Annotated in this window: 22 protein-coding genes and 1 tRNA gene; 11 read left to right on the forward strand and 12 right to left on the reverse strand. The window is 38.4% G+C overall.

Translation table 11 applies throughout. The annotated features are described in order from the left end of the window. The 4 genes from ABFC98_02250 to ABFC98_02265 all read right to left on the reverse strand — a co-directional run. The coding region (locus tag ABFC98_02250; GenBank protein MEN6444850.1) for a 3-deoxy-8-phosphooctulonate synthase at window positions 1-443 on the reverse strand (443 nt) is incomplete at its 3' end. A 31-nt stretch (window positions 444-474) separates the two neighbouring features. Further along, a complete protein-coding gene (gene metK / locus ABFC98_02255) occupies window positions 475-1,638 on the reverse strand; it encodes a methionine adenosyltransferase (protein MEN6444851.1) in 1,164 nt (387 codons plus the stop codon). 149 nt (window positions 1,639-1,787) lie between these two features. Beyond that, window positions 1,788-1,863 (reverse strand) — tRNA-Lys (locus tag ABFC98_02260). Window positions 1,864-2,184: 321 nt separating this feature from the next. After that, a complete protein-coding gene (locus ABFC98_02265; GenBank protein MEN6444852.1) occupies window positions 2,185-2,631 on the reverse strand; it encodes a hypothetical protein in 447 nt (148 codons plus the stop codon). Between the two features lie 502 nt (window positions 2,632-3,133). On the opposite strand from ABFC98_02265, the gene ABFC98_02270 reads away from it, so the two are divergent. Then, complete coding sequence (locus tag ABFC98_02270) at window positions 3,134-4,669, forward strand: nucleotide sugar dehydrogenase (GenBank protein ID MEN6444853.1); 1,536 nt, start codon at window positions 3,134-3,136, stop codon at window positions 4,667-4,669. Between the two features lie 202 nt (window positions 4,670-4,871). Then, on the forward strand, window positions 4,872-7,322 hold the full coding sequence (locus tag ABFC98_02275; GenBank protein MEN6444854.1) for an FAD-dependent oxidoreductase: 2,451 nt from the start codon (window positions 4,872-4,874) through the stop codon (window positions 7,320-7,322). 21 nt (window positions 7,323-7,343) lie between these two features. Here the strand turns inward: ABFC98_02275 and ABFC98_02280 are convergent, their stop codons facing one another. The 8 genes from ABFC98_02280 to ABFC98_02315 all read right to left on the reverse strand — a co-directional run bounded on the left by ABFC98_02280 (window position 7,344) and on the right by ABFC98_02315 (window position 14,386). Then, window positions 7,344-8,120, reverse strand: a complete 777-nt coding sequence (locus ABFC98_02280; GenBank protein ID MEN6444855.1) for an ABC transporter substrate-binding protein — start codon at window positions 8,118-8,120, stop codon at window positions 7,344-7,346. Between the two features lie 105 nt (window positions 8,121-8,225). Next, the gene (locus ABFC98_02285) at window positions 8,226-9,008 is read right to left on the reverse strand and encodes an SIMPL domain-containing protein (protein ID MEN6444856.1); all 783 of its coding nucleotides are present in this window, start codon (window positions 9,006-9,008) and stop codon (window positions 8,226-8,228) included. A 45-nt stretch (window positions 9,009-9,053) separates the two neighbouring features. After that, window positions 9,054-9,491: a tRNA (adenosine(37)-N6)-threonylcarbamoyltransferase complex ATPase subunit type 1 TsaE gene (tsaE, locus tag ABFC98_02290; GenBank protein ID MEN6444857.1), complete on the reverse strand. Its 438-nt coding sequence runs from the start codon at window positions 9,489-9,491 to the stop codon at window positions 9,054-9,056. Window positions 9,492-9,657: 166 nt separating this feature from the next. Continuing rightward, entirely contained in the window at window positions 9,658-11,226 is a 1,569-nt protein-coding gene (locus ABFC98_02295) for a bifunctional response regulator/alkaline phosphatase family protein (protein MEN6444858.1), read from the reverse strand. A 6-nt stretch (window positions 11,227-11,232) separates the two neighbouring features. Then, window positions 11,233-11,853 carry a hypothetical protein gene (locus ABFC98_02300; protein MEN6444859.1) on the reverse strand — a complete coding sequence of 207 codons (621 nt, stop codon included), beginning with the start codon at window positions 11,851-11,853 and terminating at the stop codon, window positions 11,233-11,235. A 19-nt stretch (window positions 11,854-11,872) separates the two neighbouring features. Next, the gene (panB, locus tag ABFC98_02305) at window positions 11,873-12,697 is read right to left on the reverse strand and encodes a 3-methyl-2-oxobutanoate hydroxymethyltransferase (GenBank protein ID MEN6444860.1); all 825 of its coding nucleotides are present in this window, start codon (window positions 12,695-12,697) and stop codon (window positions 11,873-11,875) included. Then, on the reverse strand, window positions 12,678-13,373 hold the full coding sequence (locus ABFC98_02310) for a hypothetical protein (protein ID MEN6444861.1): 696 nt from the start codon (window positions 13,371-13,373) through the stop codon (window positions 12,678-12,680). Before ABFC98_02310 ends, panB begins: the two co-directional genes overlap by 20 nt. Window positions 13,374-13,669: 296 nt before the next feature. Then, on the reverse strand, window positions 13,670-14,386 hold the full coding sequence (locus tag ABFC98_02315; GenBank protein MEN6444862.1) for a DUF3307 domain-containing protein: 717 nt from the start codon (window positions 14,384-14,386) through the stop codon (window positions 13,670-13,672). 634 nt (window positions 14,387-15,020) lie between these two features. Here ABFC98_02315 and ribE point away from each other — a divergent pair. The 9 genes from ribE to ABFC98_02360 are packed head-to-tail and all read left to right on the forward strand — an operon-like array spanning window position 15,021 to window position 22,111. Further along, a complete protein-coding gene (gene ribE / locus ABFC98_02320; protein ID MEN6444863.1) occupies window positions 15,021-15,500 on the forward strand; it encodes a 6,7-dimethyl-8-ribityllumazine synthase in 480 nt (159 codons plus the stop codon). Further along, window positions 15,484-15,951 carry a transcription antitermination factor NusB gene (gene nusB, locus ABFC98_02325; GenBank protein MEN6444864.1) on the forward strand — a complete coding sequence of 156 codons (468 nt, stop codon included), beginning with the start codon at window positions 15,484-15,486 and terminating at the stop codon, window positions 15,949-15,951. Before ribE ends, nusB begins: the two co-directional genes overlap by 17 nt. A 3-nt stretch (window positions 15,952-15,954) precedes the next feature. After that, the gene (locus tag ABFC98_02330) at window positions 15,955-16,866 is read left to right on the forward strand and encodes a glycosyltransferase (GenBank protein ID MEN6444865.1); all 912 of its coding nucleotides are present in this window, start codon (window positions 15,955-15,957) and stop codon (window positions 16,864-16,866) included. Beyond that, window positions 16,866-17,948, forward strand: coding sequence for a radical SAM protein (locus ABFC98_02335; protein ID MEN6444866.1), 1,083 nt, complete (start codon window positions 16,866-16,868; stop codon window positions 17,946-17,948). Before ABFC98_02330 ends, ABFC98_02335 begins: the two co-directional genes overlap by 1 nt. Before the next feature lies 1 nt (window position 17,949). Continuing rightward, a complete protein-coding gene (locus ABFC98_02340) occupies window positions 17,950-19,359 on the forward strand; it encodes a PQQ-binding-like beta-propeller repeat protein (protein MEN6444867.1) in 1,410 nt (469 codons plus the stop codon). Window positions 19,360-19,362: 3 nt separating this feature from the next. Beyond that, complete coding sequence (locus ABFC98_02345) at window positions 19,363-20,031, forward strand: DUF4159 domain-containing protein (protein ID MEN6444868.1); 669 nt, start codon at window positions 19,363-19,365, stop codon at window positions 20,029-20,031. Beyond that, window positions 20,028-20,783: a UDP-2,3-diacylglucosamine diphosphatase gene (locus ABFC98_02350; protein ID MEN6444869.1), complete on the forward strand. Its 756-nt coding sequence runs from the start codon at window positions 20,028-20,030 to the stop codon at window positions 20,781-20,783. The genes ABFC98_02345 and ABFC98_02350 overlap by 4 nt, the downstream gene beginning before the upstream one ends. Window positions 20,784-20,794: 11 nt before the next feature. Next, window positions 20,795-21,655: a peptidylprolyl isomerase gene (locus ABFC98_02355; protein MEN6444870.1), complete on the forward strand. Its 861-nt coding sequence runs from the start codon at window positions 20,795-20,797 to the stop codon at window positions 21,653-21,655. A 12-nt stretch (window positions 21,656-21,667) separates the two neighbouring features. After that, the gene (locus ABFC98_02360; protein ID MEN6444871.1) at window positions 21,668-22,111 is read left to right on the forward strand and encodes a pyridoxamine 5'-phosphate oxidase family protein; all 444 of its coding nucleotides are present in this window, start codon (window positions 21,668-21,670) and stop codon (window positions 22,109-22,111) included. Window positions 22,112-22,415: the final 304 nt, after the last annotated feature.

Here is a 22,415-nt window from a genome sequence, read left to right on the forward strand (position 1 = left end):
TCCGCAGCTAATTTCATATCCTCAGGAGCCATAAATTGTCCCTTTTTGATATTGATAATTTTGCCCGTGGAAGCGGCAGTTTTGATCAAATCAGTTTGTCTGGATAGAAAAGCGGGAATTTGTAAGATGTCACAAACCTCGGCTGCAGCGGCAACTTCACAGCATTCATGCACATCCGTAAGAATCGGAAGTTCAAATTCCCTTTTTATTTCCGCCAATAAATTCAGCCCTTCTTCCATGCCAGGACCGCTAAAAGACATTACAGAACTCCGATTTGCCTTTCTATAGGACGATTTGAAGATGAGGGGAATTCCTTTGGCGGTGCATAAATTCTTCAATGTTTCCGCCACGGTAAACATTATATTTTTTGACTCAATCACGCAGGGACCTGCGATCAGGAAAAAACCTTGGCAGTCGGAAAGTTCCTTATATAGTTTGTTCATCTACTTGAAGACAGCAAAGCTGTTTGCTCCTTTAATTTGTAATCTTTTTCACTTTTTCCCAGGAAAAACCTTCTCTGCCAAAATGACCATAAGCGGCAGTAGGTAAAAATACTGGTTTTCTAAGATCAAGATAATCAATTATCCCGCCAACTGTCAAGTCAAAGTTTCGGGCGATGATTCTTTCAATTTCAGCGTCACTTTCTTTTCCGCTGCCAAAAGTATCCACCATCAAAGAAATGGGTTTCTGTTCACCAATTACGAAACTGAATTGAATTAAACATTCATCTGCCAAACCACTGGCTACCACACTTTTAGAAATGTGCCTTGCCATATAAGCCGCGCTTCTGTCAACTTTGGTAGCATCTTTTCCAGAAAAAGCCCCCCCCCCATGTTGAGCCCAACCTCCATAAGTATCCACAATTATTTTTCTGCCAGTTAAACCCGTATCAAAAGCGGGTCCTCCATCCTGCCAAGGACCTAAAGGATTAATTTTTATTTCGCAGTTTTGGGTATCAAAATAGCCCTTGCATTCATCTTCAATGGTAGCAATGGAGGGAAGTATGACCACTTGTTTGATTTGTTCTTTCAATTCTTCAAAATCCATTTCGCTAAGAACATCGTGATGAGTGGAAATTACCAAACATTGTAAATCCACTGCTTTACGACCTATATAATGCATAGACACCTGACTTTTGGAATCGGGCAAAATATGTTTCAGTGTTCCATTTTTTCTTGCTTGGGCAAGATTGAACAATAATTTATGAGCCAATTCAATAGGAACGGGCATCATATTTTGGGTTTGAGAACAAGCATACCCGAACATCAAACCCTGATCTCCGGCTCCCGTATTTTCTTCCAAAGCGGATTCCTGACGATGTAAATAGTTATTTATTATGCAGTTATAATCAAATCCCTTGGCGGCATTTGTATAGCCAATTTCTTTTATCGTTTTACGCACGATGGATTCAATATCTGCCGTTGCTGAAGAAGATATTTCTCCAGATAAAATTACTCTGTTTTCCGTGGCTAATGTTTCACAGGCGACTCTTGAATTTGGGTCATTTTGCAAATAAGCATCCAGAATTGCATCGGAAATTTGATCGCATACCTTGTCCGGATGTCCTTCCGAAACAGATTCCGAAGTGAATACATAGCCATTTTTTTCTGTTTTGTCAAGTGAATGTAACGCTGTCATTTATGTCTCCTAAATATAATATATCAGTTTCTGCCTCCCTTATTTTTACCGAAAAAAAAACCGGCTGCTAAAGCCGGCAAAAACTGATAAGCCGCACTTTAGCACATTTCTTGCGCGGAGCAAAGGGCAAATCACCGCTTACTAAAAAATGGTACATCTTCGGGGATTCGAACCCCGGACCCACTGATTAAGAGTCAGTTGCTCTGCCAGCTGAGCTAAAGATGCACAGAAAATTAGTTCCACAATTTTTAGCGGAAGCATAATGTCAAGCAAAAATGGGCAAATTGCCATCCCACCATCTTTAAAATAGAGTAATGTAAATAACTGAGATGCAGTCCATTGTTTTTTTGCCTTGGGGATGATAGACCTAAAATAGCATAGTTACAGGAGCGGACATTTTTTTTGCCTTTTATTTGAATCAAAGTGCCAAAGCGACAATGAACTGCATCCATACTTAATTATTTGCGAGAAGAGTTCTTTTTATTCTATCGGGCAAAAAATCTGCCTCAGCCCAAATAGGCCTCTTCATTTTGCCGCTTACTTTCTCTACAAAAGATGGTTTAATAATTGCCAATCAGTCACTTCTGGCAGCAAACCATATTCTACCGTTTGGGCAACGCTTACACAAGGAAGATTTTGGGCGTAAATATAATCCCGAGTTATAGTTCTCAGGTCAATTTCCGGATACATTTTTGCCATTTTATACATCAGCTTCAGGTATAAGTTTACCCAAGAATAGGTGAGTTTATCAGCATTTTCCGGTAAGCTATTATAACGCATTAGATAAAGGCGTAAATCATTTTTATAACCGTTTGAGGGCTTGAAAGAAAGCACATTTGCGGTTATCGCTCCCATCTTATGATGATTTTCCGTAAGTTTGGGCTGCCCTTTTTTGCGGGCATATACATTACCCATTCGCCTATTATAGCAGAATACCAAGCCATCCGCTTTGCCAGTGTAACCAGCTAATCCGTACTGAAATTTTACTTTCATTTTTTGACTCCTTATTTGATACTTCTATAATATAGGGGGTGACAAAAACTGAAAAAAGGGTGACAAAAGCAAAAATATTTTTGCACAGTGTTTGCTTCCTGCTCCCTGCCAAAAGTTATACTACAGTAACGATGCAGTAACAATAATGTAATGAGATTACGGCAATGTTACTGAAATGTCCATCAGTTGTTAGAGAACGGAAGAGGAATGCAGATGTTCAAATGCTAAAATATAATACACAAATAGATTTTTGGCAAATACCAGGAAAAACCTCTTGACAAGATAAGCATTATCAAAAGCGTAAAAACCGATTTCGAATTTATGCCTAATAATACAAATGGCGATGCTGGGATGTTCATCTTTGGGAACACACCTACAACACCGATTTTAGGCAAACCGGAATATACTTAAGTGCTTAATTCTGAGAAAGGAAAAAGCCAAGTTAGTTCCCTTATCCGGAATTTTGATGGCAGACACTAAATAAAGGAGATACACAAAAAGTATGGTAAAAGTTTCAATTGCCCCGGATGGTAAAGAGTATCAGCTTCCCGATGAAGCAGAAACTGAAAAAGAACGCGAAATTTTAACACAGATCACAGCTCAACAACGTGCCTTAGGTCGTAAAATAGTTGCCGTTCAGGGTTTGGGATTTGTAGGTTGTGTGATGGCGACGGTAATTGCCGATGCTACGGATAAAGAAGGGAAACCCATTTATTTTGTGCACGGACAACAACGCGCTTCCAAAAGATCTTATTGGAAAGTGCCGGTTATAAATAGTGGCATTCCACCCGTAAATTCATCTGATCCGGAAGTTCCGGAAATATTTCATCGCACCGTAGTGGAGAAAAAAAATTTCCGGGCTACCAGCGAAGAAAGTGTTTTTGGACTGGTTGATGTAGTAGTCGTTGACATTCAGCTGGATGCTACTAAACCCGCTTTTGGAGATGCGGAAAAAGGTTATTGCGATATAACCGCTTTTAGGGAAGGCATTAGAACTTTGGGAAAAAACATTCAACCCGAATGTTTGGTCTTAGTGGAAACAACGGTGCCGCCCGGAACCTGCGAAAAAGTTGTAAAACCCATTCTGGAAGAAGAATTTACTAAACGCGGAATAGACATCAATATTCACCCTCCTTTAGTGGCTCATTCTTATGAAAGAGTAATGCCTGGATCCAAGTATGTAAAATCAATTCGTGATTATTGGCGCGTTTATTCCGGCGTAAACGCTAAAAGTATTGAACTCTGCAGAGAATTTCTTTCCAATGTGTTAAATGTGAAAGAATTTCCTTTAACTCAATTAGATAGCACAAATGCCAGCGAACTTGCCAAAACGATGGAAAATTCTTACCGTGCCGTAAATATTGCTCTCACTTTGGAATGGGCTAAATTTGCGGAACAGATTGGGGTGGATATCTATAAAGTGCGGGACGCCATTCGGAAAAGAGAAGGGTCGCATGATAATTTGTTACGCCCTTCTTTAGGTGTGGGTGGCTACTGTTTAACCAAAGATCCGGTTTTGGCAAACTGGGCTATGCACTCTCTCTTTGGAGTGGAAGGAAGTTTGGATTTTGCGATTAAAGCGGTTAATACGAATGATACAATGCCCCTGCATACCATTGAAATCGTAAAAAGCTTATATCCAGATCTCAAAAATTTGCCAATAGCCGTTTTGGGTGTTTCCTATCTGGAAGATGTTGGTGATACAAGACATTCGCCTTCCAAAATACTGGTGGAATTTCTGCGTAAAGATCTGGCAGTTGTGAAAACCCATGATCCCTATGTAGATGCCTGGCCTGAAATGGAAGAAAATCATATCCAAAGCGATTTAAAAGAAGTTTTGCCCGATTCGCAAGTGGTAATTTTTGCTGTTGGACACAGCCAATACCGCAATCTTGACCCTCAATATGTGGTTGATCTTTGCCAAAAGAAACCCTTAATTGTGGATTGCTCCAATTTCTTGTCCGATGAAACCATCAATAAATACAAAGCATTGGGCTGTGTAGTTAGGGGAGTTGGTAAAGGACATATAATAGATTAGTAAACTAATAATAGAAAAAGTGTAGCCGGAGGACGCTGATCCTCCGCAAAAAGTGTAGCCGGAGGACGCCGATCCTCCGCAAAAAGTGTAGCCGGAGGACGCTGATCCTCCGCAAGAAAAAAAATACAAAGTTTCAGCGAGCTCCGACTACACCCATTTGGTTATTTCCGTGCTTTCGGTGGCTAAAGAAAGGGGAGGATAAATGATTTTAACTGATGCTCAATTATTCAGCGAAATTGCTCGCTGTGAATATTGCGAAAACAAACCCTGTAAAGATGCCTGCCCTTGCGATTGTTCTCCGGCCGATTTTATGATGGCAGCGGCTTTAGGGACGCCTTCAGACATAAAAAGAGCCGCCGCTATTATACTATCTGCCAATCCCTTAGGTGGAATTTGCGGAAATGTTTGCCCCGATAATTTTTGCGTAAATGCCTGCGCACATAAAAAATTTGATAACCCAATCCAAATTCAAGCAGTGCAAGCAACGCTTCTTCACAAGGCATACGCATTAAATATAGTTCCGGAATTAACTTCTCCCCCCTCCTTAAATAAAAAAATTGCCATTGTGGGTGCAGGACCTTCTGCTATTGGAGCAGCCGTAGTTTTAACCCAACTTGGCTATAAAACCGTGATGTTTGATTCCGAACCCTTGGGTGGACAGATAAATTTAATTCCGGAAGAGCGTTTACCCCAAAATGAACTTGCGGCTGAGCTGAATTTCTTACATAAAATAATCCAACTGGAACTTGTATCGGAAAAGATTGATGATCCCATAGCCCTTTTAGAGAAAGGTTTTGAGGCAGTTATTGTAGCCGGTGGATTAAATAGACCAATTCATTTAAATATCCCCGGGGACGAAACGGTAATTTACGGATTGGATATTCTGAAAAACCCTTCAAAATATAATTTTAATGGAAAACGCATAGCTCTGGTCGGTGGAGCCATAGCTGCTGATATGGCTTTACTTGCCGCTAAAAATAATTCTGCTTATGTGGAAATGATCACCCTGGAAAATTTTGCTGAAATGCCTTTAACGGAACCGGAAAAAAACACTTTGATCGAGGCAGGGATTGAATTTTCACCTCGCACTCGGATTTCAGAAATAGTTAATCAAAATGGCAGAACAGTAGGAATAAAAACAAGAAAGGTCTATCTCCCTGAAGGAGAAAAGTTTGCCCCCCGTTTAGTTAAAGATGAAGCAGGAACAATCGATGACTATCGTAAATTTGACATAGTTATCATTGCCATCGGAAATAAACCCTCCTTTGACTGTAAAGAACTGGAAAAAAAGTCCGCAAGAATATTTTGCTGCGGAGATATGATGAATGGACCCACAACTGTTGTGGAAGCAGTTGCTTCGGGAAAAAATACTGCTTGGCAATTGCATTCGTTTTTAAACAAAACCGAACTGGAAATGCCAGAAAAAGTTACCAAAAGCTATTTCCCCGTTTGGGGCTGGAAAAAATATCCTGTCCCTCTAAAGACCGATTTTTTTGGTAGAATGATGGATTCACCTTTCCTCTTATCTGCTGCCCCTCCCTCCGATGGATATGAACAAATGGAAAAAGCTTATAAAGCTGGTTGGAGCGGTGGAATAATGAAAACAGCGTTTGACGGTGGGGATATTCATATCCCGGGTGAATATATGTTCACCTTCGGAAACAAGAAAAAGACCTTCGCCAATTGTGATAATGTTTCGGAGCATACTTTGGATAGGGTCTGCACAGAGATAAAGCACTTAATAAATGAATTTCCTGATCGCTTAACAATGGCTTCCACCGGAGGTCCTGTTACGGGTGATGATTTGGCGGATAAAACTATCTGGCAAACCAATACTTTAAAATTGGAAAATGCAGGCGCAATGGGAATTGAATATAGTTTATCCTGTCCTCAAGGTGGAGACGGAACAAAAGGTGACATTGTAGCTCAGGACCCTGTTTTAACCGCTAAAATTATTAGCTGGGTAATGGAAATCAGCAATCCGGATATCCCCAAACTCTTTAAATTGACCGGTGCCGTAACTTCCATTTATCCTATTCTTACAGCCGTGAAAAGTGTGTTAAACAAATATCCCCAGAAAAAAGCTGGAATAACTTTGGCTAATACTTTCCCTGCTTTGGCATTTCGAGAAGGACAAAAAATCTGGGACGAAGGAATCATCGTAGGTCTGAGCGGTGAAGGCATTTTGCCCATTAGTTATTTGAATTTGGCACGAGCCGGAAACAGCGGAATTTTCATTTCCGGAAACGGGGGTGCGATGAATTATTTGGATGCTGCAAACTTTTTAGCTCTGGGAGCTGGAAATGTGCAATTTTGCACTATTGTGGAAAAATATGGCTATGGCATTATTGAGGACTTGAAAACAGGACTTTCTTATCTATTGGAAGCAAAGGGTTTGCAAAGCGTTGCGGACTTAATTGGAATTGCTCAACCCAAACCCATTACGGACTTTATGGAACTGCCTAAAAAGACAAAGAGCTCTTCCCTGATAAAAGAACTATGTTTACAATGCGGAAATTGCACTCGCTGCCCCTATCAGGCAATAAAACTTGCTGAAGATAATTATCCGGTAATTGATCAGGATAAATGTGTTGGCTGTTCTCTCTGCACTCAGTTGTGTTTTACCGGTGCGTTAAAAATGCAAGAAGAATAGAGGGCTGGAAGGTAATTCGCACTAATTCGTAAAATTTGTGTTGCGATTATTCTGCATAAATTCGTCGATAATCTTTTGCAGTTCACCGCTCTTTTTCAAATCCTGCAATGCCTTTTTTATTTTTTTATTTAGCGCTTTGCCGGGTTGCAAAGCCAGCCCATATTGTTCATTCGTAGGAATGATATAGACAATTTTTATCTTACCCTCTTTGGCAATATTTCTGGCAACCCATTCATCAAAAACCATCAGGTCTGTCTTACCTGCTAATAACTCATTTAAGGTCTCTGTATAAGTAGGAAATACTTTTAGTTTGTCTTTGGGAAGGAGGTCTTTATCAATCAGATTTTCTTTTAGATATTGGTGACTGGTAGTGTTATATTTACACCCAACTACATATTTACCAATATCTTCAGTCCTTTCTATCGTAAAGAGGGAAGAAAATTTTGCCACCACCACCAGATTGGTTTGAAAATAGGGTTCAGTAAAATCAACTGTCTGTTTGCGTTTTTCGGTAATAGTTATACAAGACGCAGCAATATCTATTTTATTTAGTGCCAACGCGGAAAATAAATCATCAAATCCATATTTGGTAATCTGAATTTGCATCCCCAAATCTTTTGCTATTCTTTTAGAGATTTCAATATCAATACCTTTAAATTCACTACCTTCCAGGTAACTAAACGGTGGATCTTCAGCATCTGTACCAACTCTGAGTATTTTTTTGCGTCCTGGCGAACACGAATCAATACAGAGAGTTAACAGTGATAAGAGAATCAGTAAAAAAATATTATGTTTCATCAAAACACTCGTCACTTTTGAATTACTTCACTTACAATATACCTACTCCTGCATTGCAAACAAGCAAAATAATACGAATTTGGGAGAGGAATTGTGGAAATATTTCTACATCAGTTTAAAAATAGCCGTTAAAGTTACGGAAATGCTTTTACTTTTGGTAGTTGTGTTATAAATACCATAATCAGCTACTTCCGTAGAATAGGGCTCAGTAATTTGAAAAACACCTGCCCGGGCTTCTCTTAATTTTCCCAATTTGGTTTTTCCGCTACCGGCAATTTCTTGAGCGCGAGCAACTGCATCTTTGGTAGCTTCCGAAAGCAATTGTTTTTTTAGCTCAGGAAGCTTTGTATATAAATAGGCAAGATTGGAATTTTGCAACAAGATACCGCGTTCGGCAAAAAAATCTGGTTTCAGTGCCAGCCCCTCAATTTTGGCAACATCGGAAGATACGACAAAGACATTTTGATTTAAAGAATAACCGGTAGGATTGCCATAATTGTCATTGGTCTGAAAACTGTTTATGGGCTGAATGCTAATATCTTTTTCCGGAATTCCCTGTGCCAAAAGATAATTTTTAAAAGCGGTAACATCACTGCTCATTTTAGTATAGCCCTCTTTCAAACCATCTATGCTTGCATTGCGTTGCATAGTCAGATTCCATTTTACTAAGTCGGATTCAAAAAGTTTGCTGGCATAACCAACTACCCGCAAACTGGAAGGCGCTTGACGACTTTGCATAAAAAAATAGCCGAAAACGGTTAATCCAATTATGAAAGATAAACCCACAATACCCCAAGTGCGAGGTATCATTTTATCTTTAGCAAAAATGAGCCAAGCAATTCCTAAAACTATTGCCAGGCAAATTAGGATTAATAGGATAGTGGTCATTTTTTTCTCCTTTTTTTTGCGGAGGAACGGTGTCCTCCGACTACACTATTCAAAATATTGCTTATGATTTTCATCAGGAATTACGGTTACCCGCCTTAACTTTCCATCAAAATAAAATTCCAGTTTCAAGGTCTGATAGGGCAAAATACCCTCTGCCAAAAGGGGCCATTCTATAACTGTTATCCCTTGATCTAATATATCAAATATCCCCAGATCAAAGAGTTCATCCTTATTTTTTAAACGATAAAGGTCTAAATGATATAGAGGAATGGCTCCACTTAAATATTCCTTCAACATTACAAAAGAAGGGCTGTCAATTTCGTCAGCTATTCCCAAGGCCTTTCCAAGCTGTTTTACAAAAAAGGTTTTACCGCTGCCCAGGTCTCCGGAGAGAGTTATAATGTCTCCCTTTTTTAAGAAAGGAGCAATTTTATAGGCAAGGTCTATAGTGTCTTGTTCAGTTAGTAAATTTATCGTCATCATCCTAAATTAAGTTAAAAGCGGATAGCTAAGTTTACAAAGAGCTATTTTCTTAAAGTAATAACTTGGCACAGAAAATGAACTCTTTGTTCACTTTTTTTGCGGAGGAACAGCGTCCTCCGACTACACTTTTTTTGCGGAGGAACAGCGTCCTCCGACTACACTTTTTTTACTCTTTAGTTCTTTTTTTGGTCCGGCAGGTGGCAATGGGTAAAATCATTTCTTCCATCGAGACACCTCCGTGTTGAAAAGTTCCGTTATACTGTTTTTGGTATTGATGATAGGAATTGGGATACACGAAATAGTAATCGTCCTTGGCAAAAATAAAGTTATCCACAATACTTTTGGAAGGAAGTCCATACTCTCCGGGTTTTTTTACAAACAAGGCATGGCGTTCATTGACGGAAAGGTTTTTGCCTTCTTTATAGCGAACCGTTACCGATGTTTCTTTATCACCAATCACTTGCGTGGCGCGGTTAACTTTTATAGAACCATGATCAGTAGAGAGAATAACGATTGCATCTTGTTTGGCAATCAGTTTCAATGCTTCATACAAAGAGGAATGCAAAAACCAGTGTTTAGTAAAAGCCCGCAGGCCTTCTTCATTGGGAATTGTTTCTTGCAGAATTTGATCCCTACTGCGATGATGTGCCAAAAGATCAAGGAAATTATAGACCAGCACAATTAAATTTTCCTTGTTCCAGGTCTCAATTTTGCGCAACACGAAGTTACCTTCTTCCATATTGAATATTTTTACATACTTGCTGGTAGGATCAAGTTTGTAACCAAGTTCTTCAATGTGTTCATCCAAAAGCTGATGTTCGTTACGATTACGGCTATTATCCATTTCAGCGGAAGTTACCCAATAATCAGGAAAGCGTTTTGCAATATCAATTGGCAGCAAACCACTGAAAATGGAATTTCGGCTAAAAGGGGTAGCCGTTGGCAAAACAGAAAAGTAGAGGTCAAGTTCTTCCTCAAAGAGTTCCTGAATGTAAGGTTGAATTGCCAGATATTGATCCAGACGCATGCAATCAATAATAATGAAATAGATAGGCAGGTTTTCTTCAAAGTGCGGAGCTATAAATTGCGAAATCAGGTCAAAACTTAAATTAGGCCTTTCATCGCTTTTCATCCATTCACTGTAATTGCGTTCCACATAGTTAGTAAATTCGGTGTTACAATTGCGTTTTTCCAGAAAATGGGTTTGCCGCAAGCCCTCATCATTAACCTGATCAATTTGCAATTCCCAATAGCTTAGTTCGCGATAAATTTGGCACCATTCCTCCCAATTGGGAGTATCAAACAGTTTTTGATTCAGCTCTGCAATGTAGCGAGTATATTGTTGGCCAATCTGATTGGCGCGAATTTCATCCGCTTGGAAAATCTTTTTAATCGCCATAATTATTTGACTGGGGTTGATGGGTTTTATTAAATAGTCCGAAATTTGAGAGGCGATTGCTTTATCCATCAAACCCTCTTCTTCACTTTTGGTAACCATTATAATGGGAATAGCAGGATTGATTCTTTTAATTTCTTGCAGAGTGGAAAGACCATCCAGACCGGGCATCATTTCGTCCAAAATAACCAAGTCATATTTATTTTCCACTACTTTTTCAATAGCATCGGTTCCATTATTACATATATCAACCGGATAGTTTCTTTCTTCCAGAAAGAGGATAAAGGGTTTGAGCAGATCAATTTCATCGTCAACCCAAAGAATGTGCATTTGTTTCATTGGATTTTACTCCTTTTTAGTTTGTGTTTCAGTTTCAAAAGCGCGTTGGCGTTCTTTTACGATCTTTTTCATTTGATCCAGATCGGCATCCTGAAAATAAAGAGCGAGCTTAAAATTTAGCTCTTTACGGGAACAATTGAACCATCCGGTAAGTTTCTCCCAAAATTGATCAATATAGACCTCTTTCAGGTCAATATTGCTTTCTTTTTCTTTTTGTTTTAGTTCTTTTATATGGTCGCGGAGTTCTTGAAACGGCATATCTTCCGCTTTGTGAATCCATTCATCACGCACTTGCCATTCCGCATTTTTCATAAAGGGCTTAATCATTTGCAGACGGTCAAAACCGATTTCTTTTACTTCACCTTCATCGATATCCATATCTTCAATGAACAGATCAAAAGTAGCAATAAGTTTGCCAGCCAAAGACCCGGAAAGTTGATATTCGGTTTCCACAAAGTCCTTAAAATTTTCATAACCCTTAAATAAATACAATTTGGAACGCTTAATTTCGGAAAGCAGTTGACCAAGTAAGATAAAATTATCTTCCAGTTTATCTTTCAAATTTGCCAAAGCTGAAAATTTTTCTTCAGCACTCATCGATTCAGGGGGTAATATTTTTTGGGGCATTTTTTTATCCTTCTTTTTATTAAGTTAGGGGGTAATAAATATGTTCAGGGGCAGGGAAAATTCCGTTTTTTACCTCCTGGGAAAACTTTTCCATCGCTTCTATAATATTATTATTCAAATCAGCATAGCGTTTTACATATTTGGGCTGCATATCTGAATAACCCAGTAAGTCATTATAAACCAAAACTTGACCGTCTGTATATCTGCCGGCGCCGATTCCGATTGTAGGAATGTTTATATTTTCAGTTATTTCTTTTCCTAAAAGTTCCGGAATGCCTTCCAAAACAAGCATAAAGGCACCCGCTGTTTCAACTTCCTTTGCCTGCTTGATAAGTTCTTCTTGAGCTTCGGGTTTTTTGCCTTGCACTTTATATCCACCATATTTATGAATGGATTGCGGGGTCAAACCCAAATGTGCACAAACGGGTATTTCCATATCTACTATAGCTTTTATGGCTGCCAAACGAGAAACAGAACCTCCTTCCAATTTAACGGCATCAGCTTTTCCTTTTACAATCAGTTCAGCGGCATTTTGTCTGGTTTTTTCTTCCGAAAGATGATAGCTTAGATAGGGCATATCGGCAATTATAAAAGAAAAGGGAGCCCCTCTCCGGACAGCGGAACAGTGATAAATCATATTTTCCACCGTTACCTGCAGGGTATCTTCATAGCCCAAAACCACCATTCCTAAAGAATCACCCACTAAAATAACATCGGCGGATGTGGCAGAAACGCATTTTGCCATTGCATAATCGTAAGCGGTTAGCATACATATCTTTTCCTGTCGCTTTTTCATTTCCAGGAAAGTGGCCATCACATTTTTTTTACTCTGCACTTTGGTCATTATCGGGTCCTTCTCTTTCCAAATCTTCTTCCTCTGAACCTGCCTGGCTTTCATCATTTTCCCAAAGATTATCGCCTGCATAAGTTCCTTTATTGATCATCAAATCATAAATAACACTGCCATTATTATACCAGCCCAAAAAGCGTCCCTGTAAATATCCATCAATGAAATTGGCGCTCATTTCAGGGCTTCCATCCGGATACCAAATAAACATAGGACCATTCTGTTTGCCTTTCACAAAAGTGGCAAATCGCTGTAAAGCACCATTGTTATAATATTCAATGGCAATCCCGGTAAAAGGTTTGCCTTTATAAATATGGATACTATCCTGTAAAACTATATCTTTAAACAGAACAGCATTTTGGGGCGCTTTCCAGTTTTTTACCTCTAAATATTCTTCACTTTTGTTTTGTGCATATCCTGCATTCATTAAAAGGGAAAATATAAAAACGCACATTAGAACAAAACATCCTGAGCTCTTCAGCCAGCAGGTCTTATCTTTTATGCTTACAATAGAATTATTCGTATCAATCACCGTAGGACACATTTTTATCTCCCAGAGCTTAGTCAATCTTTTTTTCTGCATAGCCCTAAAAACTATTTCTTTTAGATATAATAATCCAAATTTCCCCATTTCAAAATAGAGATTTACAATACCAAACTCATTCTCTGCCATAAAAGGTAAATAGCGTATTGGCCTATTTTACAACAATCAATGTCTAAACGGTTTTCATTCCCCTTCCCTGCGTGGAAACTGCCCTATTTGATGCAGTAAGACAGAAACAAAAATACCGCATCAAGGACAATTACAAATCTGACTCTCCCTTAATTACCTGTGGTAGAGCTGCGGTGGCACTGCTCGGCAAATTCCCCTGTAACGCCATTCCAGCACTACCTTAGATAATTAAGCAAGAACAAATCTGCCAATAATTTGTTAAAAGGATTAAAAGCAGTTATCCTAAGGAGGGTTTGTTAAAATAAATTCTTGAATAACAGCGTGATAGCTATTGCCCAAGAATAGCTTAAAAGCGTGCCAACCACTACATAATTATTATATTTTTCAGTAGTTGCATCCTTTATTTCTGGTAATTTCTTCAGAGATTTTGCTAATAGGAGGAAACCAATCAATTCATAACGACCGATTAATACAGCGATTGTAATTAAAAATCGTTCAGCTATGCCAATATAACAAGAAACATTATAGCGTTGTTCATCATTTGCTAAATCTATCTTCAAAACACTTTTTAAGATACTATCCGTGAAGTAAATACCGGCAAAAACAGTAACAATGAATAAAGCTAAATACTTGAACCAGGCATCAATAGGAAACTTGTTATAAATGGCTATCAGATAACTATAATCTAAATCGGAAATTATCCCCACCGCCAAAATGATGGTTAATATATGAATACACTGATCAGTTATGAACAGTAGCCATTCTTTATTTGCAAAAACAGGGCGTAATAGCTGTTTCGCATAGTCCACAATCCCGTGGAGAATAGCTAAAATCAATAAAACTACAATGATTTTACCCGTTAACAAATTGGCTGTTAGAATTAACATAACAAAAAGGTAAATTAGGCAGTGATATGCCAAACCCCAGAAGTATTTCTTGCTTTTAATTAGCCAATAATTCTGTAGTAAGAAATCACTGAGAAATAAGGCGAGCAAAAGACGCCAAATCAGCATTTTTTATCTCCTCTGTTTTCATATATTTTTTTTAAGCAAACTCCTAAGTTCTGCATTATAAATCAATTGGAAGGATATATTTGTCGTTGCTTTTTATCGTAAGATCGAGAGCTGATAATATCACAAGTTAGAACAGCTATCATTGTTTCCTCATATCGATTTTTATGTTATTAACATTATATTACGGGATTTGATAAGTGTCAAGCAAAAAGCTAAAGCAGGAAGGAAATCTTGGCCAGATTCGGATAATGCACTTTTCCCTTTAACGGAAAAGCTACAGTTTTAAAAAAATCGGTTAGAAGGAAAACCAAGCGCTTCCCAAATATTTGAAAGATTTTCCTTGAACAAATTCCAATGCCATAAATAATGGTATTTATTAAAAAATTAGATCAGGTAACAGAAGTAAATATAACAAGGCGAGAAAACTTCCTATCTAAAAGCACTGGCAGAATATAAGTTTTCTAACCTTTGAAGATGCTAAACCCTATTTTTTTTAGTGAGCCGACAGATTCCCTTTGGGGACAGTTTAAATAAATGGTATTATGAACTAAGATACTATCGCCGTGATAAAAAGAAGAATATATTCTACAGAATGCGGAGTTTGATAAAAGCTCCGGATACACAAGGAGAAAAAATGAAGGTTATAGAAGGAAAACTCATCTCGAGAGGATATAAATTTGCTCTGGTAGTCAGCCGATTTAATGAATTCATCAGTTCTCGTTTGCTGGAAGGAGCTTTGGATTGCCTCAAGCGTCATAATGTAAACGAGGAAGATATCACTGTAATCTGGGTTCCGGGTGCTTTTGAAATACCCTTGGTGGCAAAAGAGGCGGCTTTAAATCCTGCTTTTGATGCGGTGATTTGTTTGGGAACAATAATTAGAGGTGCCACTCCCCATTTTGAATATATCAGCGCTGAAGTAACCAAAGGAATAGCCATGGTGGGTTTGGAAACCCGTAAACCCGTAATTTATGGTGTGTTAACCACTGATAGCATAGACCAGGCAATTGAAAGGTCAGGAGCAAAAGCTGGAAATAAAGGTTTTACATCTGCCAGTTCTGCTCTGGAAATGCTTAATCTTTTAGCTGAAATGGAAAATGGGGCAAAGGCGTAAAGCTCGCGAAATAGCGATTCAGTGTCTTTATTCTCTGGAATTTTCAGAAGTGGATAAGGACTATAGAGAATATGGTTTGCTGAATGAATATCCAGCTACATTGCTTTCTTTGGCTACCGGAGAAGGTTTGGAACCGGATTCTCCTGTCTATGCTTTTGCCGATGAACTGATCAAGAATACGATCATAAATATTGACCAAATAGAATCGGAAATAGATAAAATCGCCGATAACAGGGATTTACAAGATATTGCTTGGCTGGATAGAAGTATTTTATGCGTTGCCACTTATGAATTATTATTTACCGATACTCCCGCTCCTGTTATCATTAACGAGGCAATTGAAATCGCAAAAAAATACAGCAGTGAAGTAGCCGGTAAATTTATTAACGGCATTTTGGATGGCATAAATAAAGCAATAAACCAAAACCGTTCTCAGAATCTACCGATTTAAGTGATGAATAAGATTAAATGTTCGGTGGGCATTTTTGCTCATAATGAAGCAGCAAATATTATTCCTCTTCTGGAGGCAATAGAAAATCAGGAACTGCAAGAAACTGAAATCAGCGAAATAATTGTAGTTTCCAGCGCCAGTAATGATGGAACTGATGCTCTGGTAAATTCCTATGCCGAAAAAAACAAAAAAGTAAAGCTGATAACTCAGGCAAAAAGAGAAGGTAAATCATCTGCCATCAATTTATTTTTAGCCAATGCCAAAGAAGATATTGTAGTGATTGTCAGTGCTGATGTTCTTCCGGCGAAGAAAACGCTGGAGAAAATGGTTTCTGCCTTTAAAGATCCCAAAATTGGCGCAACGGGTGGAAGGCCTATTCCGGTAAATGAGGAAAACAGTTATCTGGGTTATATCGTTAATCTTTTATGGCGTTTACATCATCGGATGGCATTAATATCTCCAAAACTGGGAGAAATGATTGCTTTCCGCAAAGTGATGGAAAAAATACCCTCAAGAAGTGCCGTAGATGAGGCAAGCATTGAAGCAATCATTAAAGAAAAGGGCTTAAAACTTAAATACATCCCTTCCGCCAAAATTAGAAACAAAGGAGCGGAAAATCTGGCAGACCATATAAAACAACGCCGGCGTATCCAGAATGGACATTTATGGCTGAAAGAACATCAACATTATCAGGTATCCTCACAAGATAGTGGTATCCTGCTGAAAGTGGTCTTGCAAGAGTTAAAAGAAAGGCCTTTTAACTTATTTAAGCTTGCAGGTGCTCTGTTTTTGGAGATATATTGCCGCTTGCTGGGCACCTGGGATTATTATATAAAAGGGAAAAATCCCTTCGCTTGGGATATTTCTCGCTCTACCAAAGAACTACAAAAAACGAAGAAAGAAAAAGAAAAATAATGTTTTACCTCATCTTTAGAATTATCGGCTATTGGTTAATGAAAAACTTGGGTTTTCCTCATTTGATGCCAATGAACTATACTGTAAGTTTACTTTATACTTGTAATTCGCGCTGCAATACCTGTAATATCTGGAAAAAACAAGCAAATAACTTAAGCGTGGATGAATATAAAAAAATATTTAAAAACATCGGCAATTCTCCCTATTGGATTACTTTCAGCGGAGGTGAACCATTTCTACGCAATGATATTGTGGAAGTAGTTACCTCTATCTATCAAATTTCACATCCAAAAATCATTAATATCCCCACTAATGGGATATTGGTAAAAACGATAATTGACAAAACAGATGCCATAGCGCGCGCTTGTCCCAAAGCTCAAATTATTATCAATGTTTCCATTGATGGCATAGGTGAACAGCATGATAATATTCGTAATGTTCCCGGTAACTATAAGAAAGCACTCACCACTTTTAATGGTTTAAAAGCACTGAAACATAAGAATTTAAGCATTGGGATTCATACTGTAATTTCCAGATTCAATGTGGATAGCTTTCCTTCCATTGCCAATGAACTTATCCGTTTGAAACCTGATAGCTATATTACTGAAATTGCAGAAGAAAGAGTTGAATTGGATACAATTGGAACTGATATTACTCCTTCTTTGATTGCCTATAAAAGTGCCATTGATTATCTCATTCATAGAATCAAAAATAGCGCTTATAAAGGAATGAGCAAAGTAACGATGGCTTTCCGTATTGAATATTATAACCTCGTGAAAAGAATTATGCGTGATAAAAGACAAATAATTCCCTGCTATTCAGGAGTTGCTTCCTGTCAAATTTCTCCCGATGGAGATATCTGGAGTTGTTGCATAAAAGCCAAATCGCTGGGAAATTTACGCCAAACCAAATACAATTTTCGCAAAATTTGGTTTTCGCCGGGTGCGGAAATGGAACGCCGTTCCATTCATAAAAAAGAATGTTGGTGTCCGTTAGCCAATGCCGCTTACACAAATATGCTTCTTCATTTGCCAACCTTGATACGCGTTTCTTGGCGCAGTTTTATTAATTGGTGGTGCTAAAATGATTTCTCTGCAAAGTCAGGAATCATCTCCACCCCGCAGTATTTGTGAATATAAAGCTTCACACGATGGCAGATTTGCCTGGTTTCTGCTCACTTGGCATCCGGAAAAAAATAATGTGCTGGAAGAAATAATAGCCGAAATTAAGCTGGAATTACTTAATTCCAAAATTGCCTCCATCTCGCGGTTGGAAATCGAAAAATGGTTGAAACAATTCTTTACCGATCTACATTGGAAACTTTATGGCATTTTGCATAAAACCCAATTGAACGAAAAAGGCATCTCGCTCTTCTTTGGTGTCCTATTTGATGATGAACTATATTATGTTCAATTTGGCAGAATATTTTGTCTTCTGGCAGATAATAAAAAATTGACGCCTGTGGGCAAGGACTGGAAAAATTACCGAGTTCAATCTCAAGAAGGAATGCAGCTGTTGGGGCTAAACGATAAAGATCCCGTGTTTAAACCTCAACGCATCCATATTGATAATAATAAGCGTCTTATAGTCCTCTCCGGCGAACTGGCACATAAAATTATTCCCAATGTAACTGATATAGCCACTATAGACACATTGATAGAGACCTATGCCGCAGAAGATAATCCTCTTTGGCTTATTTTGGAAGGTAGTGATAATTTGGTGAAATCCGGGCATAAAAAGCTTTCCCGCTTGCAAGTTACCAGTATCATTTTAATCTTTCTGGCTTTGCTTGCCACCCTCTATATAATGATCGGAAATCGTTTTATAGATCAGGCAGTGCATAAAATGCGCCTATCGATTAAAGAAGAGAAACCTCTTCGCTTGGAACAAATTCCACCCAATCTGAACATTAACAGTGAAAATTTGAAAAAATATATGGATAAGCTGGTAAATTTGCCGGCGCGTAACATTACTTTTACCATCGCTTGGACTACGGAATTGCCTTATCGGGTTAGTTTAGCTCCTTCTTTTACTTTGGGAACTATTATTCTTGTGTCTGACAACCGACTTAGCGCTTATGATAAAAAATCCCGCCAACTTCTCTGGACCAAAATGATGGAAGATGACATCCGCTCCACTACTGTTCATCAGGGAATGGTAATGGTGTATTTGGCAAATCAACAAATTATAGGGCTTAACAATAATGGTAAAATTCTCTGGCAACAGTATTTGCCAACGGAAAGCATAACTGGTGATCGTTTTACTCCCTGTATAATTACTTATGACGATGATCCACGCCTGGATAGAAGTATAATTGTTATTCCTTCCAAACGAGGCATTAGTATTCTTGATCCTACGCGCGGTGAAACCCTCAGCAGTTTAACTTTAAAACAAGATTTGGATGCTCTATCCACCTATGATAGCTTTGCTAATTGCTTTTACGCAGTGGTGGGTAATGCCGTTTTGTGTGTAGAGCTCAATATTATTAATTAAGCTATGAATCGCTATCTTCCCTTCCTTTTAATATGTATATTTATACCTCTTTGGGCAGGAGTGGAAATGCCGGTGAAAACAGGTTTTGCTCGTTTACAATATGACGGGGGAGGTGATTGGTATAACGATCCGGAAGTTCTACCCAATTTGGCAAAATACATAAACTCAATTACGGGAGCCAGTTTCCCCATAGATCAAAGCATAGTAAAAGCATCCGACCCGAAACTGTTTGATTATCCTTTTCTTTATTTAACGGGGCATGGAAACATAAAATTCACTGAACGCGAAGTGGAAAATTTGAGGATTTGGATGTTGCGAGGTGGTTTTTTATACGCTGATGACGATTATGGAATGGATGCAGCATTCCGACGCGAGATCAAAAGGATTTTTCCCGAACGGGATTTAATGGAATTAGACCCCTCTTTCCCACTTTTTATTTCTTTTTTTGATTTCAGCGCCGGATTACCTAAAATTCATTTACACGATGACAAAAAACCCCAGGCATTCGGCATTTTTGATGATAATGGACGGCTAATGTGTTTATACACTTATGAAACTAATATCAGTGACGGTTGGGCAGATCCCGAAACACATAACGACCCTCCGGAAATTCGTGATAAGGCACTCCGGTTCGGAGTTAACATTGTTTATTATGTGATGAACAAAAAATGAAGATAATAGCGCTTTCCGATTGCCACTATAAGTTTCATTGCTTAAATGAAAGTGATAAGCATAATGCCAACTTACTGGTTGCTTTTCTGAAAGAATGTGTAGGTAAATACGATTTGATGGTCCTTTCGGGAGATATCTTTGATTTTTGGCTGGAAAGCAAATTTACCATCGTAAAACAATATTTCCCAGTTCTTTGTGCTTTATCTGCTGTTCAAGAAAGTGGAACACACCTAATTTACATTAGTGGCAACCATGATTTCTGGTTCGGAGATTTTCTGAACGAATATCTTGATTGTGAGATACATCCCGATGGTTATACTTTCCAAACGGATGGTAAAATAATCCGCTTTGAGCATGGGGATACGCACACTTTTAATGATCTGCGTTATCAACTTTACCGAAAAGTTATTCGCTGGCAAGTTGTTCGTAAAATTGCCACTTTGTTGCATCCCGATTTGGCTTTAACGATAGGGATGCTTTTTTCACGCAGCAGCAGAGAACATAAGGATAATCCAGAAAATATCATCCGCAAAAGCCGGGGACTGAAAAATTATGCCCAGAAATTGATAGAACAAAAGCGTGCCGATATCGTAGTTTTGGGACATAGCCATAAACCAACCTTGGAAAGTATTGGAAAAGGATTTTATGTAAACTGCGGCGACTGGATTTCTCACTATTCGTATGTGGAAATTGATGCAGGAATACCCTCTCTGCATAAGTATAATATAAATAAAAACCCATTATTTCAATAAAGGAGCACATAATGCACAACCGAAACAAAACCTTTATTCCGATTCTGATAGTGCTAATGGTTATTGCCATCAGCATCGGATGTCAAACAAAAACCCCACTCGCAGAAACACCCAAGGAGCAAATTATGAGTGAAAAAGCAAATATCGGCACTACTACTAAAGTGGAAATGGAAACCACCTACGGAACCATTGAACTGGAACTTTGGAACGATCTCGCCCCCAAAACAGTTCAGAATTTTGTAAAACTTGCCTCTTCCGGTTTTTATAACGGATTATATTTCCATAGGGTCATACCAGATTTTATGATTCAAGGTGGATGCCCCAATACAAGAGATAAAGATCGCAGTAATGATGGACAAGGTGGTCCTAATTATACTTTTGAAGATGAATGTTTTAGAAACGGCGAAGAAATTACCGGAAAAATTGATACTAATAAGAAAGCTGAAGCGGTTTGGAGTAAAATCATCGTTCACCATATTCAAAACAATCGGACTCCCGATCCCGATATTCTCGCTATCGCCAAAGAATGTCAGACAGCCCAAAACCTAAATGCCGTTATGAAACACGATCTGAAATTCTATCAGGATAAAACCGGCATTAAAGACAAAATATATGTTCAGGAATTAATCGCACCGGTGGAATACGGAACTATCTGTATGGCAAATTCAGGACCCAATACCAATGGCAGCCAATTCTTCATCGTTACCAAAAAAGATGGGGCGTATTGGTTGAATGGTAAACATACCGTATTCGGAAAAGTTACTAAAGGGATGGAAGTTGCTCATAAAATTGAGAATTTACCCCGGGATGGAAACGATAATCCCAATCCTGAAAATCAAGCATTCATCACCCAAATATCTTTCCCGAAATAAGTTCTTCCTATTATGGCACACACAAACGAATCCGTTTTACAACAAGAAATAATGGCTTGGATAAAACAAAACCAATATGTCTATCTGGCTACCGTAGATAAAAACCGTCCCCGAATTAGACCCGTAGTTCTATTTATCTACGATGATCGTTATTTTGTTACTACTTTCAGAGGTGATTCCAAGGTGAGCCAAATCCAAAACAATAAAAATATAGAGGTCTGCATTCCGCTATACGAAGAAGGACAAACAGGTTATATTCGCTTAAGCGGAATTGCTTCTCTTGTTCATAATGCAACGCTCAAAGCTGAGGCATCTGAGCGTTGCTTCTTTTTTGATGACTATTTTTCCGGCTATGATGATCCCGATTATACTCTTATAGAAATGGATTTTGACTATGCAGAGTATTTGAGACCCGGCGAAAGTTATAGTCAGGGTTGCAACCTAAAAAGATATTAAAAAAATTTAGCTGATGGATATTAGGATAAGTTAATCCATAGCTGAATAAATAAATAGGCAAAGTGAGAAAAGAACAAAATCCAAAAAAAGCTGCCATTCAATAAAACCTTGCTTGACAGATTTTGGAATTATTTTATCTGTGCTTTTGATTAGATTTTGATTATCTTATCATATATAGAGTGTGAGGTCTGCCGCTTTACTGCAAAAGGGCAGCAATAAAATGTTCGTAAACAAAGTTAAGGTATAGAGTTTCTAATGTTAATATGATTCCCGAGCATTCGGAAACATAAAAAAATAACCCTAA

The organism is Candidatus Cloacimonas sp., from assembly GCA_039680785.1.
Taxonomy (GTDB): domain Bacteria; phylum Cloacimonadota; class Cloacimonadia; order Cloacimonadales; family Cloacimonadaceae; genus Cloacimonas.